Origin of the sequence: Bradyrhizobium sp. BR 1432, assembly GCF_051547705.1 — a bacterium.
Taxonomy (GTDB): Bacteria; Pseudomonadota; Alphaproteobacteria; order Rhizobiales; family Xanthobacteraceae; genus Bradyrhizobium; species Bradyrhizobium zhanjiangense.
The window spans coordinates 4,757,684-4,770,562 of sequence record NZ_JBPUGF010000003.1; the positions used below are offsets into that span (position 1 = coordinate 4,757,684).

The 12,879-nt window shown below is 60.5% G+C and carries 12 protein-coding genes; 7 read left to right on the forward strand and 5 right to left on the reverse strand.

The window, feature by feature from the left end:
* Positions 1-87: 87 nt before the first annotated feature.
* Complete coding sequence (locus ACSKB8_RS22805) at positions 88-1,260, reverse strand: helix-turn-helix transcriptional regulator (protein ID WP_438106513.1); 1,173 nt, start codon at positions 1,258-1,260, stop codon at positions 88-90.
* A 384-nt stretch (positions 1,261-1,644) separates the two neighbouring features.
* Between ACSKB8_RS22805 and ACSKB8_RS22810 the strand changes: the two genes are divergently transcribed.
* From ACSKB8_RS22810 to ACSKB8_RS22820, 3 genes are all read left to right on the forward strand, one after another.
* The gene (locus tag ACSKB8_RS22810; protein ID WP_438106515.1) at positions 1,645-5,055 is read left to right on the forward strand and encodes an AAA family ATPase; all 3,411 of its coding nucleotides are present in this window, start codon (positions 1,645-1,647) and stop codon (positions 5,053-5,055) included.
* A 667-nt stretch (positions 5,056-5,722) separates the two neighbouring features.
* Positions 5,723-6,256: a hypothetical protein gene (locus ACSKB8_RS22815; protein WP_143035692.1), complete on the forward strand. Its 534-nt coding sequence runs from the start codon at positions 5,723-5,725 to the stop codon at positions 6,254-6,256.
* Between the two features lie 952 nt (positions 6,257-7,208).
* Positions 7,209-7,400, forward strand: coding sequence for a hypothetical protein (locus tag ACSKB8_RS22820; RefSeq protein WP_091898359.1), 192 nt, complete (start codon positions 7,209-7,211; stop codon positions 7,398-7,400).
* A gap of 360 nt (positions 7,401-7,760) precedes the next feature.
* On the opposite strand, the gene ACSKB8_RS22825 is transcribed toward ACSKB8_RS22820, so the two are convergent.
* Both ACSKB8_RS22825 and ACSKB8_RS22830 read right to left on the reverse strand, forming a co-directional pair.
* A complete protein-coding gene (locus ACSKB8_RS22825) occupies positions 7,761-7,991 on the reverse strand; it encodes a hypothetical protein (protein WP_438106517.1) in 231 nt (76 codons plus the stop codon).
* Positions 7,992-8,340: 349 nt separating this feature from the next.
* Positions 8,341-8,544 (reverse strand): hypothetical protein, encoded by a 204-nt coding sequence (locus ACSKB8_RS22830; protein ID WP_091898363.1) that lies wholly within the window; start codon positions 8,542-8,544, stop codon positions 8,341-8,343.
* A gap of 467 nt (positions 8,545-9,011) precedes the next feature.
* Here ACSKB8_RS22830 and ACSKB8_RS22835 point away from each other — a divergent pair, with 467 nt between their 5' ends.
* Both ACSKB8_RS22835 and ACSKB8_RS22840 read left to right on the forward strand, forming a co-directional pair.
* A complete protein-coding gene (locus tag ACSKB8_RS22835) occupies positions 9,012-9,284 on the forward strand; it encodes a hypothetical protein (RefSeq protein WP_091898331.1) in 273 nt (90 codons plus the stop codon).
* A 327-nt stretch (positions 9,285-9,611) separates the two neighbouring features.
* Complete coding sequence (locus tag ACSKB8_RS22840) at positions 9,612-9,800, forward strand: hypothetical protein (protein ID WP_091898333.1); 189 nt, start codon at positions 9,612-9,614, stop codon at positions 9,798-9,800.
* A gap of 498 nt (positions 9,801-10,298) precedes the next feature.
* Here the strand turns inward: ACSKB8_RS22840 and ACSKB8_RS22845 are convergent, their stop codons facing one another.
* Complete coding sequence (locus ACSKB8_RS22845; RefSeq protein ID WP_091898337.1) at positions 10,299-10,499, reverse strand: hypothetical protein; 201 nt, start codon at positions 10,497-10,499, stop codon at positions 10,299-10,301.
* Positions 10,500-10,820: 321 nt separating this feature from the next.
* On the opposite strand from ACSKB8_RS22845, the gene ACSKB8_RS22850 reads away from it, so the two are divergent.
* Positions 10,821-11,012 carry a CsbD family protein gene (locus ACSKB8_RS22850; protein WP_091898340.1) on the forward strand — a complete coding sequence of 64 codons (192 nt, stop codon included), beginning with the start codon at positions 10,821-10,823 and terminating at the stop codon, positions 11,010-11,012.
* Positions 11,013-11,323: 311 nt separating this feature from the next.
* Here ACSKB8_RS22850 and ACSKB8_RS22855 read toward each other — a convergent pair whose 3' ends face one another.
* The gene (locus ACSKB8_RS22855; RefSeq protein ID WP_438106520.1) at positions 11,324-11,476 is read right to left on the reverse strand and encodes a hypothetical protein; all 153 of its coding nucleotides are present in this window, start codon (positions 11,474-11,476) and stop codon (positions 11,324-11,326) included.
* Between the two features lie 647 nt (positions 11,477-12,123).
* Here ACSKB8_RS22855 and ACSKB8_RS22860 point away from each other — a divergent pair.
* Positions 12,124-12,318, forward strand: a complete 195-nt coding sequence (locus tag ACSKB8_RS22860) for a hypothetical protein (protein ID WP_438106521.1) — start codon at positions 12,124-12,126, stop codon at positions 12,316-12,318.
* Positions 12,319-12,879 lie beyond the last annotated feature (561 nt).

Sequence of the window (12,879 nt, forward strand, 5' to 3'; positions counted from 1 at the left end):
CGCAGTATGGCCAATCCGGCTTGATGCAAATGTACTATGCGCGCCAAATTCTCCCGTAGTGCCAGCATGCTAGGGGCGAACGACCGACTATCCAGCTACTACGCCGAGTGTACTGACGATCAGTGTCACGAGTTCGGCCTGACGGTGTACCGCAGTCTTCTCGAGCACTGACGCGAGTTGGTTTCGTGCCGTGTTACGTGAGAGGCCGCTCTCGCGTGCATATTCCGCGAGGGTCCGGCCGGCGACCAGCGCGCTCGCGAGCCGCGCCTCGGCGGCCGATAATTTGAATACTGCCTGGATGGCTTGCGGAACGATAGAGTGGCTGCGCTCCGCTACGGCCACCAGCACGAGAATGGCTTTCCTCGCGGTTAGGTCCGGCACACATTGCGAGCGATGACTCGGCTCTTCTTGTTGCGTCGACTGCATGGGCAATGCCCAGGCGACATATGGCTGCCCGGATGCTCGCGAGGTCAACCGCACGGACTGCACGGTGCGTTGTGTCGGCGGACACGCTGCCTGCGCCAATGCACCGGCAAATGCCCTGTCTTCGCTCGGATGGGCGGCGCTCAAATGCTTGGAGTGGCTGACGCACAGCACCCGTTCGCGCCGCAACAGTTCCTCGGCCTTGCGATTGGTCAGCGTGAGGCTTCCCGTCCCGTCGACCACGAATGCAGCCAACCCGAGCGCGTCAAGACTCGTCTGGAGCGCGCTTTCGATCAGGCTCCTACGCGCCGTCGCGTGTTCAATCTCAAGGGCGCGCCTCAGGTGGGGAACGAGCAGTGACAGCCGATGCTGAGCGGAGGCCTTCTGTTCGCGATACACCGACGCATGTGGCGCGATGCTAAGGACGGTGACGCTGTCCTCGTCTTTCCGGCACGATACCGCGAGATGATCGGCGGTGATGCCTTGCGGCCTCATCCAGTCATGAAAGAACTCGGTGCGCTCGACGGTTTCCGGGTCCAGAAAGTAGGTCGCATCGACCACCCTTCCGACGGGTAAGTTTTGGAAGCCGATTGGCGCATAGGGATTGATGCTGGCGAAATGCTCACCGTATGAAGCGGTATATGCCGGATCGACGCCGAAGCCGTGGAACGCACTTATGGCCGATGTTGATACATCGATCCTTTGAAGGATACCGCAAGCTCCATCAAAAGAGCTCGGTAACGCGTCGAGGAAGGGAGTCCACCGCCCCGGATCGAGCGCAGCGTCGTAGAGCAAATCGAGAAGCTTTGGGAGTTCATTCTCTTCAAAAGTCGGCATGGGGGCATCCCGATGACGGAAAGCTCAGTCTATCGCTGTGCTTGCACGCCGTGACACCGCTCAGGTGGCCGATCTCACATGCGCCTGGCTTCAACCATCGTTGCTACATCTGCGGCGGGTCCCTGATGGGCGTCCCGCCCGACCCTCCGAGGTTGCCAAAAAATTGCATCAAAGTATTGCTGGAACAGCAACCCCCCGGAACTACTGTGAACGATGTTGACCGATCTAAAGGGCTAGAGCGGCGCCGCGTGATCCGGGGTGAAGCTCGGAACCGTGGCTTCGTTGGAAGCGCAGCTCGTCGCCGTCAAATCGTGACGTTTCACCGCGCCCCTCAACACGCACTTTTCAGGTAGTCTTGCGCTCTGAGGATCCAGGAGAAAGCCTATGGACATCGCGGCGTGGCTGCGTGGTCTGGGGCTGGGACAATATGAGGAGGCGTTCCGCGCGAACGACGTGGACGCCGAGGTCCTCATGGACCTCACGGCCGAGGATCTGGTCGGGCTCGGCGTCGTCTCGATCGGCCATCGCCGCAAGCTGCTTGCCGCCATTGCTGTACTGCGCGCCGGCTCAATGTCGGCGACCACCCCCGTTACGGCCGCACCCACCGTCACCTCCGGCAGCGCTGCGCTTGCACCGGAGGCCGAGCGCCGCCAGCTCACCGTGATGTTTGTCGACCTGGTCGACTCGACCGCGCTCGCGGCGCGGCTCGATCCGGAGGAAATGGCGCAAGTCCTGCGGTCCTATCAGAGTGCAGTGGCGGGTGCGATCGCGCGGTTCGAAGGGCACGTGGCGAAGTACATGGGCGATGGCGTGCTGGCCTATTTCGGCTATCCGCGCGCCCATGAGGATGAGGCCGAACGCGCGGTGCGCGCCGGCCTCGCGGCGGTCGCGGCGGTGCACAGCCTGGGATTGGCGCACGGCGAGACGCTGGCGGCCCGTGTCGGCATTGCGACCGGTCCGGTGGTTGTCGGCGAGTTGATCGGCGAAGGCGCGGCGCGCGAGGAGACCGTGGTCGGCGACACCCCAAACCTCGCGGCGCGGCTGCAGACCTTGGCCGCGCCCGGCACAGCGGTGATCTCCGCCCGCACCCGGGAGCTCATCGGCGGGCTGTTCGAGCTCGCGGAGCTCGGCCCACAGATCTTGAAGGGATTTCCCGTTCCGGTACGCCCGTGGCGCGTGGTCGGGGAAGGCACTGCCGAGAGTCGGTTCGAGGCGTTGCACGGGGCTGGCCTGACGCCGCTGGTCGGTCGCGACCATGAGATCGGCCTCCTGCTCGAGCACTGGGAGCGCGCCAAGGACGGGGAGGGCCAGGTGGTACTGCTCGGGGGCGAGCCTGGCATCGGCAAATCGCGCCTACTGCGGGCGCTGCGCGGGCGACTCGAGAATGAGCCGCATACGGCCCTGAGCCACTACTGCTCGCCGCACCATCAGACCAGCCCGCTCTATCCTGTGATCGGGCACCTGGAGCGGGCGGCGGGCTTCGCCGCGGACGATCCCGCTGCAACGCGGCTCGACAAGCTCGAGGCGCTGCTCGCGCTATCGACCGAACATGTCGCCGCGGTGGCTCCGCTGCTCGCGGCATTGCTGTCGCTGGAGACGGATGCGCGCTACCCGCCGCTCGACATGAGCCCGCATCGGCAGAAGGAGCGGACGCTCGAGGCGTTGGTCGATCAGGTCCTGGGGCTTGCGACGCGCCGGCCCGTCCTCGCCTTGTTTGAGGATGTGCACTGGGCAGATCCGACCTCGCTCGAGCTGCTCGATCTCCTGGTCGACCGGGTGCAAGATGCCCCCGTGCTCGTTCTCATCACCTTCCGGCCCGAGTTCGAGCCGCCCTGGACGCACTATGCCCATGTCACCGCGCTGACCTTCAGCCGGTTGAGTCGCCGCCAGGGCGCGGCCATGGTCGCGCGGCTGAGCGGCGGCAAGGCGCTGCCGCCTGCGGTGCTCGACCAGATCGTCGCGAAGACCGACGGCGTGCCGCTGTTCGTCGAGGAACTGACGCGGACTGTGCTGGAGACCAATCTACTCCGCGATGAGGGCGACCATTACGCGCTCGCGGGGCCGCTGCCGCCCATGGCAATCCCGACCACACTCCAGGAATCGCTGTTGGCCCGGCTCGACCGGCTGGCCCCCGCTCGTGAGGTGGCCCAGGTCGCCGCCGCGATCGGCCGGGAATTCTCTGATGAACTGCTCGCGAGGACGGCGCAGTTGCCGGAGAGCGACCTGCAGGCGGGGTTGGATGACCTCGTCGGCTCGGGCCTGGTCTTTCGGCGCGGGACGCCGCCGCAGGCAACCTACAGCTTCAAGCATGCGCTCGTGCAGGACGCCGCCTATGCAACCCTGGTGCGCGTCAAGCGACAGCGCCTGCACGCCCGCACCGCTGCCGCGATCGAGCAGCATTTTCCGGAGACTATGCAGGCGCAGCCCGAACTTGTGGCCCACCACTACACAGAGGGAGGACTGATCGAGCCGGCGACCGAGTATTGGTTGAAGGCAGGACAACGAGCCATCGCCCGATCGGCTATGGCTGAAGCGCTTGCGCAGTTACGGAACGGATTGAATCTTGTCGCGGGGTTGCCCGAGGCCGATCGAAGGCGGCGCGAACTTGACCTGCAGGTTGCGTTGGGCGTCGCGCTGATGGCCACGCAAGGCTGGGCATCGCCGGAAGCTGGACGGGCCAACGCCCGTGCCCGTGAGCTCTGCGAGCAGATCGGGGCCACCGCCCAGCTCTGGCCCGTGCTCTATGGTCAATGGGTGTTTCACGGCGTGCGCGCCGAGCACAACGCGGCGCGCGAGGTGGCAGACGAGTTTTTGCGCCGGGCGCAGGATCATCAGGAAACTTCCGCAACCATAGTTGCCCACCGCGTCAGCGGGACCGGTGCCCTGTGGCGCGGCGAGATCGCCGCTGCCCGCCTCCATCTGGAGCGGACGCTCGCGCTCTATGACCCAGAGCGGCATCGCTCGCTCGCCTTTTTCTACGTGCAGGACCCTCGGGTGGCGGCGCTGTCGGCGCTGTCATGGACGTTGTTGGCGCTGGGCTATCCGGAACAGGCCTTGGCACGGAGCCGCGAAGCGCTCGATGCCGCCAACGATCTCAATCACCTCAACACGCTGGCGTACGCTCTCCTGTTCGCGTGTCTCTTCGAGCAGTACCGCCGGGCGGGGCCCGAAGCCCGGGATCGAGCCGAGGCACTGATCGAGCTCTCGACCGAGCAGGGTTTTCCGCATTTCCTCGCGCCTGCCACCGTGATCCGTGGATGGGCTCTGACCGAGTCAGATGAGTTAGAGACAGGGCTGGCGCAGCTTCGGCAGGGCCTGCCGGCTTGGCGTGCCACCGGGGCAAATGTCTATGAGCCGCATTTCCTCGGCCTACAGGCCGAGGCGCTTGGCCGCTCCGGCGCAGTGGAGGAAGGCTTGGGTTTGATTGCAAAGGCGCTCGACCGCGTGGAAGAAACCCGCGAGCGGTGGTTCGAGGCCGAACTCCATCGGATGATGGGCGAGCTGATGCTGCGGCTGCCGAGGCCCGATCCGATCGCCGCGGAAGCACGGCTCTGCCATGCCGCTGCAACCGCGCGCCGGCAAGGCGCCAAGCTCTGGGAACTGCGCGCAGCGACATCGCTCGCGCGACTTTGGATAGAACAGCGCCGGCGCAGCGAAGCTCACGATCTACTCAGTCCGCTCTATGGCCAGTTCACTGAGGGCTTTGAGACGGTGGATCTCCAGGCTGCCAGAGCAATACTTCGAGACATCACTGCCAGCTCCGAGGCGAAGACGGGTCCCAAATACCGACAGTGATGCTGCATACTTGAGCTCTCCCGCTAAGCCACCAAACGAGAATCTCGCCGGTCTTGAGTTGTGATTTGAAGTCGGCCGACTGAGGCGGCGGCTGAGGGCACCGGCGGCGGTCGACTGCGAGGTGCGCCGAAGTACGGTAGCGAGAGCAGTTGGAACTGCTCGCTGCGATGGCCCGCTCGGCCGACACCATTACGGCGGCATACCGGATTACGGCGGCATATCGGCTCCGTGAGCTAGGTCGCAAGTAGCTCCGCGACGACCCGCGCGCGGTATCCGGTACTGGCGTTGTTCGTGCGGGTCGATTGAACTGCATGATACAAGATCACGGCCAGTCGGCAGCAACAAGTCAGCGGCCAAGTCACCGCCGAAACATAGAGCCGAGCTCGCACTTGGGCTAGAGGTAGTGCTTGCCTGAGCGTGCTTACTGGAAACTGTCGGGAGCGAACCTCCGGGCTGCGCACCTCACCGCGATCTTCTGGGCGACCATGATTTTCCCACGTCTGCATCTACTTCTTCACCGGCTTACCGCGCGCGGTTGCTTTCGAGTTGGGTCAGCCTACCGGACCGGTGAGACATGGACATCACGCGTCTTATAGACGCATTGGAAATTCACACACAGAGGTCTTTGCTCGGCACCGTTTAATCCGCAACCATCTGGGAGGAAACCATGAGGTATCATCTCAATTCATCGTGGATGTGCGGTTGTGTTGTGCTCGCTTTGGCAGTCCCGGCGGCCGCTGTTCCGGCCTTCGCAGAAGAAGCGGGCCAATGGTTCGGTCGAGCCGTTCTGGTCACCCTGTCCAGCAAGAGCGTGAAGCTCGAAGACAGGGCTGACCATACGGTCTCGGTCACGGAATACGACGGCGCCGTGTTCAATGCCGATGGCAAGCCCTTCCTCGACAAAGCTCGCTATCAGGTTGTTGATCTGACGGATGCTGGCACTTCCAGTGGCGGCCATAAGACCTTCACAGAGGCCGACGGATCCAAGGTCTTTGCCAGGTACGTCTTGAAAGACACCAAGCCGAAGGAGTTCCGCGGCACCTTCGAGTTCACTGGCGGCACGGGAAAATATGCAGGGATCACGGGTCGCGGTGAGTACCACGTCGTGCTGGTCAGCGACACGGCCTTGTGGGATGAACTCCGCGGCGAGTACAAAATTCCGGCTACCGTCGGAAGTTCGCGACCTGAACCGACTAAATGAGCAGCGAATCGCGCCCGCGTTCATCGTGAGCTGCTCAAATTGCGTAGGGATGTCGGTCGGCGGCACTTCGTACGCGTCTGTTTCGCAGTAAAGCAGACGCTTCGATCTTAAAGCTGAGGCGACGATTCTATTAGTAGAACCTGGTAGCTCCGCCGCGCGGTACGCTCGGAGAAGGCTTCACGAATGTTGGCGCGCGCCACAATGGACAGCTCCGGAGGCTCCACGATCCGGCTTTAAGCAATGGCCGAGCTGAACCCGAGCTGGTCTCGCGCGCCGGAGCCGTGCCACGTTCTGCACCAGATCGCGTGCAGTAATCGACGACATCAATGATCGTAAGGCACGGCGGATGTAACCGGCCTGATGATCTTGAAGGGCCCCGACGTGTAATGGCGTCGGGGCCTTTGACATGATCCATATCGGAGCCCCGATTTCCGGACGATGCGAATATCGACGACAAGACGGAAAAGACTGCCCGAAGGCGGTCTTTTTAGTGCAATGCCGGGCCACAATAGATCGGGATCAAACGGTACTTGGCCCAGACTGACTACAGCTAACCATCGTCCAACGCGCGCTGCTTCACAAATTTCGTTGCAGTATTGAAATGGAGCGGAGTGCGCTTGCGGCTTGAGAACTTACGCGCGTTGTAGCGCAGCATGGCTGATTTCGCGAACAAAGAAAAACGGCTCCAGTTGTGGGACTGGAGCCGTGACCTTCCTAAAAGAGCGCCTCGACTTTGGGGGCTTGGAGGGCTCGGAAGAGGTCATCAATTTTGCGCCTAGCTTTTACTGTCGTCAACGCTCAGAAGCCAAACGCCAAAAGTAAGACGATTGCGCTGTCATCAATTTGACCGTCAGACTCCGGACTATCGCTCGCAATGTCAATCTGCGAGAATTTGCCCTCGACACATGAGAGTAATAGGCTTGCGAAAAACAAGCCGAAGGGAGGGTCCTCAGTGGAGAAGGTGAGACGCTTGCGCGCGATGGGTTCGCTCTGCCGTCAAAATGCCGCGTACAACAGCATGAACAAGTGGAAGCTCCTCGCGGAAGCAGAATACTGGGAGCATCTAGCTGAGCTTGAGCTGTCGTCCTATTTCGAAGAATGTAATGCCGTCAGCCCGACCAGTTCGCATGATCTGGCCGCGTGAGAAAATCTGCAATCCGGCGGACGAAATCACTCTGAAGACCAAAGTTTGGCCGACTCTTTCAAAAGTCAGGGGGCGTGCAGTGAGTAACCGCAATCGGGTGTACGACCGCCTTGTTCTGTGCCAGCGCGCTCAGGCGCTCATTTTTCAGCTTGCCGAACTGGAGATTCTTCGAGGCCGAGTGCAAGAGGCCGAGGAGAATACGCTTCTCTGTCGAGCGGCAGCCCCGGTGAGGTCAACCATTCACTAATGGGCGGCATCCTGCAGGCTGATTGCCGGGGGCGTTTTTCTATGGTGCAGCTCAGTGTTCGGGACTCGAAATGACGTGTGCGACGCTTGCGCCGATGAGCAGCATTTTAGCGATCAGTCTGGAGGTGCATAAGCATCGGCCTGCGCGAATGTATCGAAGGGCGAGCCGCCGATCTTGGTCGCGCCTTTGCTCACATGGAGTGGACGCCATGAAGCCATATAGCCTGCGCGTCCGTGAAACTCGGGACCGTTAGGGCTCTGGTAAGTGATCACGAAAGAAAAGCCGTTGCTGCTTGCGCTCCATCCTTCCAGATGCTCGACGGCACGGTGGAATTGAAGGGCCATCAGGTGACTACTCGGCAGGTCCACCGCTTCGAACGGTCTGAATGCAGATTTGCGCCGGGTCTTTGAGGCCGGTCTGGCCGATCTTGATGATCTTCTTGGCGATCAGTTCGGTCAGCGGGAATTCCGATCTTCTACGCCAATGGTACGCAGAGCCTGCTCGTAGGCAGACGAAAGTCGGGCGATCTCTTCCGGCCCGAGAGGCAAGCTTTGTATGTAGCCGAACAATCTGTTTTCAGCTCCTGAGGTTATGAGGCCGGGGCCCTAGGCGCTCGGGCCTCGCCTTGTTGCGCATCGGTCCCCAATACAGCCGCGGCGCGACGTGATTGTTAGTCAATCTGCTCGTTCGAACTTAGTGCACCCGCTTCTGCGGCGGATGACGACATAGCTGATCGCCGACTTCTGCACTCATCAGCAGAAGTCTCTGCTCCAACTGCTCATTGACAAGCATCAAAGCCCTAAGGGCGCTCCACAGATCGCCGTCGCAATGGGCGACGAGTTCATCCACAGCTTGCCCGTATTGGTCAAGAATGAAGTTGGTGCCAACGTGTGACATGCGAACAACCTCCAAGAAGTGTTCGTGCAGTAGAACACCCCTGTCCAAATGTGGAAATCCGGGGCTCTACGGTTAGCCGAGCCAACGGCGCAAGATCCGCCATGGCTGACCAAGCCTTCGCGCACAACGTATGAGGTTAGCGTTCCTTCGCCGGACGTTTGAATATTGTCGAGCCGAGATGCGGGATATTCGATCAAGCGATCAATCCAATACGCGCGTCGCCCCTCCGGCCCGGTGATGGTTTTCATGCCGCCGCAGCCGCGCCAAATGACGGCGTCTTCAGCATACCTTCTCAAGATCCTTTCAATGTCGGCTTTGCGGTAGGCATCAAGCCAATCGACCGCTGCGGCCATCGGTCAATAAGCCATGCGCTCATGCGCCGCGCCCTCTCGTGTTGGAACCTCATTAAGATTAATTGATTTAATTTGGGCGCCGTATTTAAATCCGGCAGCTGGGGATTGAACACCATGAATAGCTCGGAAGAGGATGACCGCCGCGAATTTCTAAAGACGTGCGGAAGGTTCGCCGCCGTGACGCCTCCGGCAATGACGCTTCTGCTAGCGACCTCTCTCACGTCGGATGCAATTGCTAGGTCGGGCGCGGGATCGGCCGGTGGCAACAACGGCAAGGGCAACGGCGGCCGTGACGGCAGCCCCAACGGCAAAGAGGACAAAACACGCTGTGCCAGGCACCGCAGCTTCCGGAACGAGACAAAATGCAGTCCAGGCGCCGCGACGTAGATTGGCAACTTCGCCTCCTTTATTGTTCTTTATTGTTTCGCTGATCTGGCTACCAGCTCACGCCAACCTGTCTTCAGCAAAGGAAGAGGCGGTTGGTTCGCTCACCGATGCAAGACGGACTAGCATCGGGAACCAAAATGGCACTAGCTAAGTTGATTCTTCCCGATCACGCCTCGACAACGTGATGCCGACACAAGGGCCTCAGCTTGGCGTCAGTCCCGTAGCTGAGGTTCTTTTTTTCGCTAGTGTACATTTTTGCGCAAAGCACCGGAACGCAATCCAGGTTCCTGACTCATCCCACGGGGACTTCGATCGGGATGAACAGACGTGCCGCGCTACACCTCCTTTGCCCGCGAGGCCGCAGCAACGCTGCTGCGAATGGCCAAAACAACAAAAGATCCGCAGGTTGCGTCCGGCTTGATCCAGCGTGCAGCCGATCTGAAGGACCGCGAACTGCCCCCGGTTGATATTGAGGCGGTCACCGAGGAGCCAAAGAAGCCTCTAACGAAGAACTGAGGCTGCCGTTGGCGGCCTCCTTCATTTCGGAACTCATGTGATCAAAAATGGCCCCGGGGCAATGGGCGGCGAAGCTGGGGCCAATCGGGGTCGCCCTTGGGGAAGGGCGTCGGGAAAACTTGGTAATCGGCAAAGCGTTCCCGCGCCCCGGGCTATCAACGGTCCTCAGGTTTGGGAGAATATGAATGAGGTTCATACTTGGAATTCAATTTTGCGTTTCTCTGCTCGTTTGCCGCTAACGCCCAAGACTCGCCGTTCCGGAAAAGAATTGAAGAGAGCAGGCGACAAGCCGCCGCCTAAGTAAGGTGTAGGAGAAGGCGCTCCTTGGTCCTTGATTAGCGCGCGCCTTACACTCGCGAGGCGGTCAACTAGACGTTTTCGTCTAGAACTGTCGCTCTCGTGGCACCATCGAACAGCACTGTGAACCAGGAAGAATTGGCTAGTGGTGATGCTGTAGAGGTTGCAGAGAGAGACCCCCCGGCCGCCGAGCCACGCGGACTAAATCATCCCCTTCTTGGTGACCCGCAAGCTGCGAACGTAATAGCCCTGTCTCTGAACGGCTGACTTGATCTCGTCGCTGACTTTGAGAACTCTTTTTCTGCTCTTACGCCACTTACTCCGAGAGCAAACGACGGGTATTGCGGAGCCATTGCTTAGAACAAGCAAGTCGCGCTTGTCATTGCGATAGACATCAAACATTTTGCGTCCCCGCCGATCGTATCGAAGTAAACACGAAATATGTTTCAATCATTTCTGATCGATCAGCTTACTATCTCGAATGGCTGTGCGGGTTGTAAATGTGCAACGCTCCGCGACTTCTGCTTCACGGTGCCACACCAGCACAGCTTGGATCGCACACCTCGGGTGCCACGCCCCCTGATAAGTAGCCACCGAGGACCGATACACTTTTTTGGTCAATTTTATTGCCGCATAAGAGATCCACCTCAGCCGATCGGCTTTGCTTGAATAGCGCTCATTCGGAACGCTGAAATTGCGTCATCCAGATTGAAGGAGCACGTTATGGATCGCGAGCACGTGAAGGGTGTCGCCGACAAGGCCAAGGGCACGATTAAGGAAGGGGCCGGCAAGCTGAGTGGCGATAAGGACCTGCAAAGGGAAGGCAAAGCCGACAAGGCCAAGGGCTCGGTGCACAGTGCCGCGGGTGATGTTAAGGATGCGGCGAGGGACGCAGCAGGCGCCATGAAGAAGTGAGTTCACTCACAAGCAGATCTAGCACTCGCCGCTCTTTCGGAGCGGCGTTTGTTTGCGCCGCTCGTCACAGCCCGAGCTTGCATGAACAGGTTCGCGGTCCCGGCTGCGGGCATTGATAAACAAATCGACGGGCAAGCTGATCAGCGAGGTCGTCGAGACTTCTCGACTCTTTGCCCCGGTAAATGGGGTAGGAGCCGTTTACCGGGCTTTACGCAAACCGGGGCTGTCTCCCTAGCCCGCGCCGGGAAAGCCCATCAGCGATCCCTTACGGCCGAGCCGTTCGAGGTCCGTCTCGCTCACCGACAGGTCCGTTAGCTCGATACCCGGCCGCGTGCGGCATGGCCGTTCTTCCGCGCCATCGCTGCACGCTGCCGGTCCCGCGCATTTTGTTCGCGGAACAGCCCGAGAAACTGCGCCTTCTCAGTCCGCGAAAGCGCCTTCCATGCTCGCCAGGTCAGTTCCAAGGTCATCGCACCGCCTATCCATATGGTTTTGCCGTACTATGCCTTGAAGTAAAGCGAGAAACGCCGACGCCAAATACGCGGAGACCGGGCCGTCGCGCGTCCCCCCGGTCCTCGCTGCAATCGGTAGGACCCGATGAAATGGCGCAGATCGCATGCTGCATCGCAGGGCCAGTTGACACTTAACGTTTTTGTTCTGGCGCTGCTCAGTTTCCGGGCGCACACTATACTGTCGCCGCGCGAAGCCTTGGCAGTTATCGGTGATGAGAACGCCGGTTGCGCTCCCGCCAGTGCTCGAAGGGAGGGAGCAAATGCCAGAGCCTCATCGTTTGACACCAACAAGTCCGCTTGACGAACGCCTTGCAGAGCAAGCACGACGGCTGCGCAAGCAGGCTCAAGGCACCCCGCCGGGCATTGACCGCGAGCGCCTTGTCCGCAGGGCCCGCCAAGCCGAGACAGGTTCCCACATATTTGAGTGGCTGAACTCACGCGGGCTACAACCACCAAAATGAGTTCGGTTGGCAATGGCGGTTCCCGCTTGAACCGCTCCGGCGGCTTGTTCGTTAACGGGCATCACCGGCAAACTAACTTGGCCGCCGGTGGCTGAGAGATCAACCGTTCTCCCGCCGAACGTTACAGAGGCGAGAGCGATGCATCGCAAGCGCTCTATCCCACATACGTTTCGCGAACTCTTGTCCGCTGAAAAAGCTCGCCTCGAAGTGCAATTGGAAAATACGAGCCAACAACAACAGCGCGAATTGATCGAGCGGAGACTGCGCCAGATCGAAACGGTGTCTCGGATGGATAAGTGGATGGCGTCGGCTGAATTGCAGCCGCCCCGTTAAGGCGCTATCGCACGTCCTTCACCGATGGCACTGCTCGTTCGCGTTGGGCCATCGCCTGCATCTCAACGGCGAGGTTTTGTCCCACGCTCGGCCCCAGGAACGATTGACGGTGAGCGCTCCTCTAGTTTCCGGAGCCGTTCGATCTGCGTTTTTAGCCTCTCCGGTTGGTCCGGCTCAGGCTTTAGCGTCCCGCGCAGGTGGTCGCCGATTTCCTTAGCAATTGCCCGGCTGTGTTTGTCGTCTATGTCGATGCGGCGGGGCACAACGAACCTCCATGCCTACCCCTTCCCGCAGCTTCTCCGCCTGCGAGTACGGCTGCCCTAATCAAGGAACCGGAGACCGTCGCTTTTGGCTATCTACGCGAGCGCTTGCATTGAGCATAGCGGGTCGGTGGCCGCGACCTTTGGCTATCCCGCGATCTGCGCCGTGTTAGGACCGGCGAGCGACGGCCTCGTGTTCTGCCAAAGCCTTGACAGGCGCTTTCGTTCCTTTGGGATCGCGGCGCAGGGTTCATCGAACGAGGAAACGAACAGCTCCCGGAACCATTTCTAAGAGCGCCCG

Excerpts from the sequence above, each read along its gene's own strand:
- ACSKB8_RS22805 (WP_438106513.1), bottom strand. The coding sequence starts at position 1,260 with ATGCCGACTTTTGAAGAGAATGAACTCCCAAAGCTTCTCGATTTGCTC.
- ACSKB8_RS22810 (WP_438106515.1), top strand. The coding sequence starts at position 1,645 with ATGGACATCGCGGCGTGGCTGCGTGGTCTGGGGCTGGGACAATATGAG.
- ACSKB8_RS22815 (WP_143035692.1), top strand. The coding sequence starts at position 5,723 with ATGAGGTATCATCTCAATTCATCGTGGATGTGCGGTTGTGTTGTGCTC.
- ACSKB8_RS22825 (WP_438106517.1), bottom strand. The coding sequence starts at position 7,991 with ATGGCCCTTCAATTCCACCGTGCCGTCGAGCATCTGGAAGGATGGAGC.
- ACSKB8_RS22830 (WP_091898363.1), bottom strand. The coding sequence starts at position 8,544 with ATGTCACACGTTGGCACCAACTTCATTCTTGACCAATACGGGCAAGCT.
- ACSKB8_RS22835 (WP_091898331.1), top strand. The coding sequence starts at position 9,012 with ATGAATAGCTCGGAAGAGGATGACCGCCGCGAATTTCTAAAGACGTGC.
- ACSKB8_RS22845 (WP_091898337.1), bottom strand. The coding sequence starts at position 10,499 with ATGTTTGATGTCTATCGCAATGACAAGCGCGACTTGCTTGTTCTAAGC.
- ACSKB8_RS22850 (WP_091898340.1), top strand. The coding sequence starts at position 10,821 with ATGGATCGCGAGCACGTGAAGGGTGTCGCCGACAAGGCCAAGGGCACG.
- ACSKB8_RS22860 (WP_438106521.1), top strand. The coding sequence starts at position 12,124 with ATGCATCGCAAGCGCTCTATCCCACATACGTTTCGCGAACTCTTGTCC.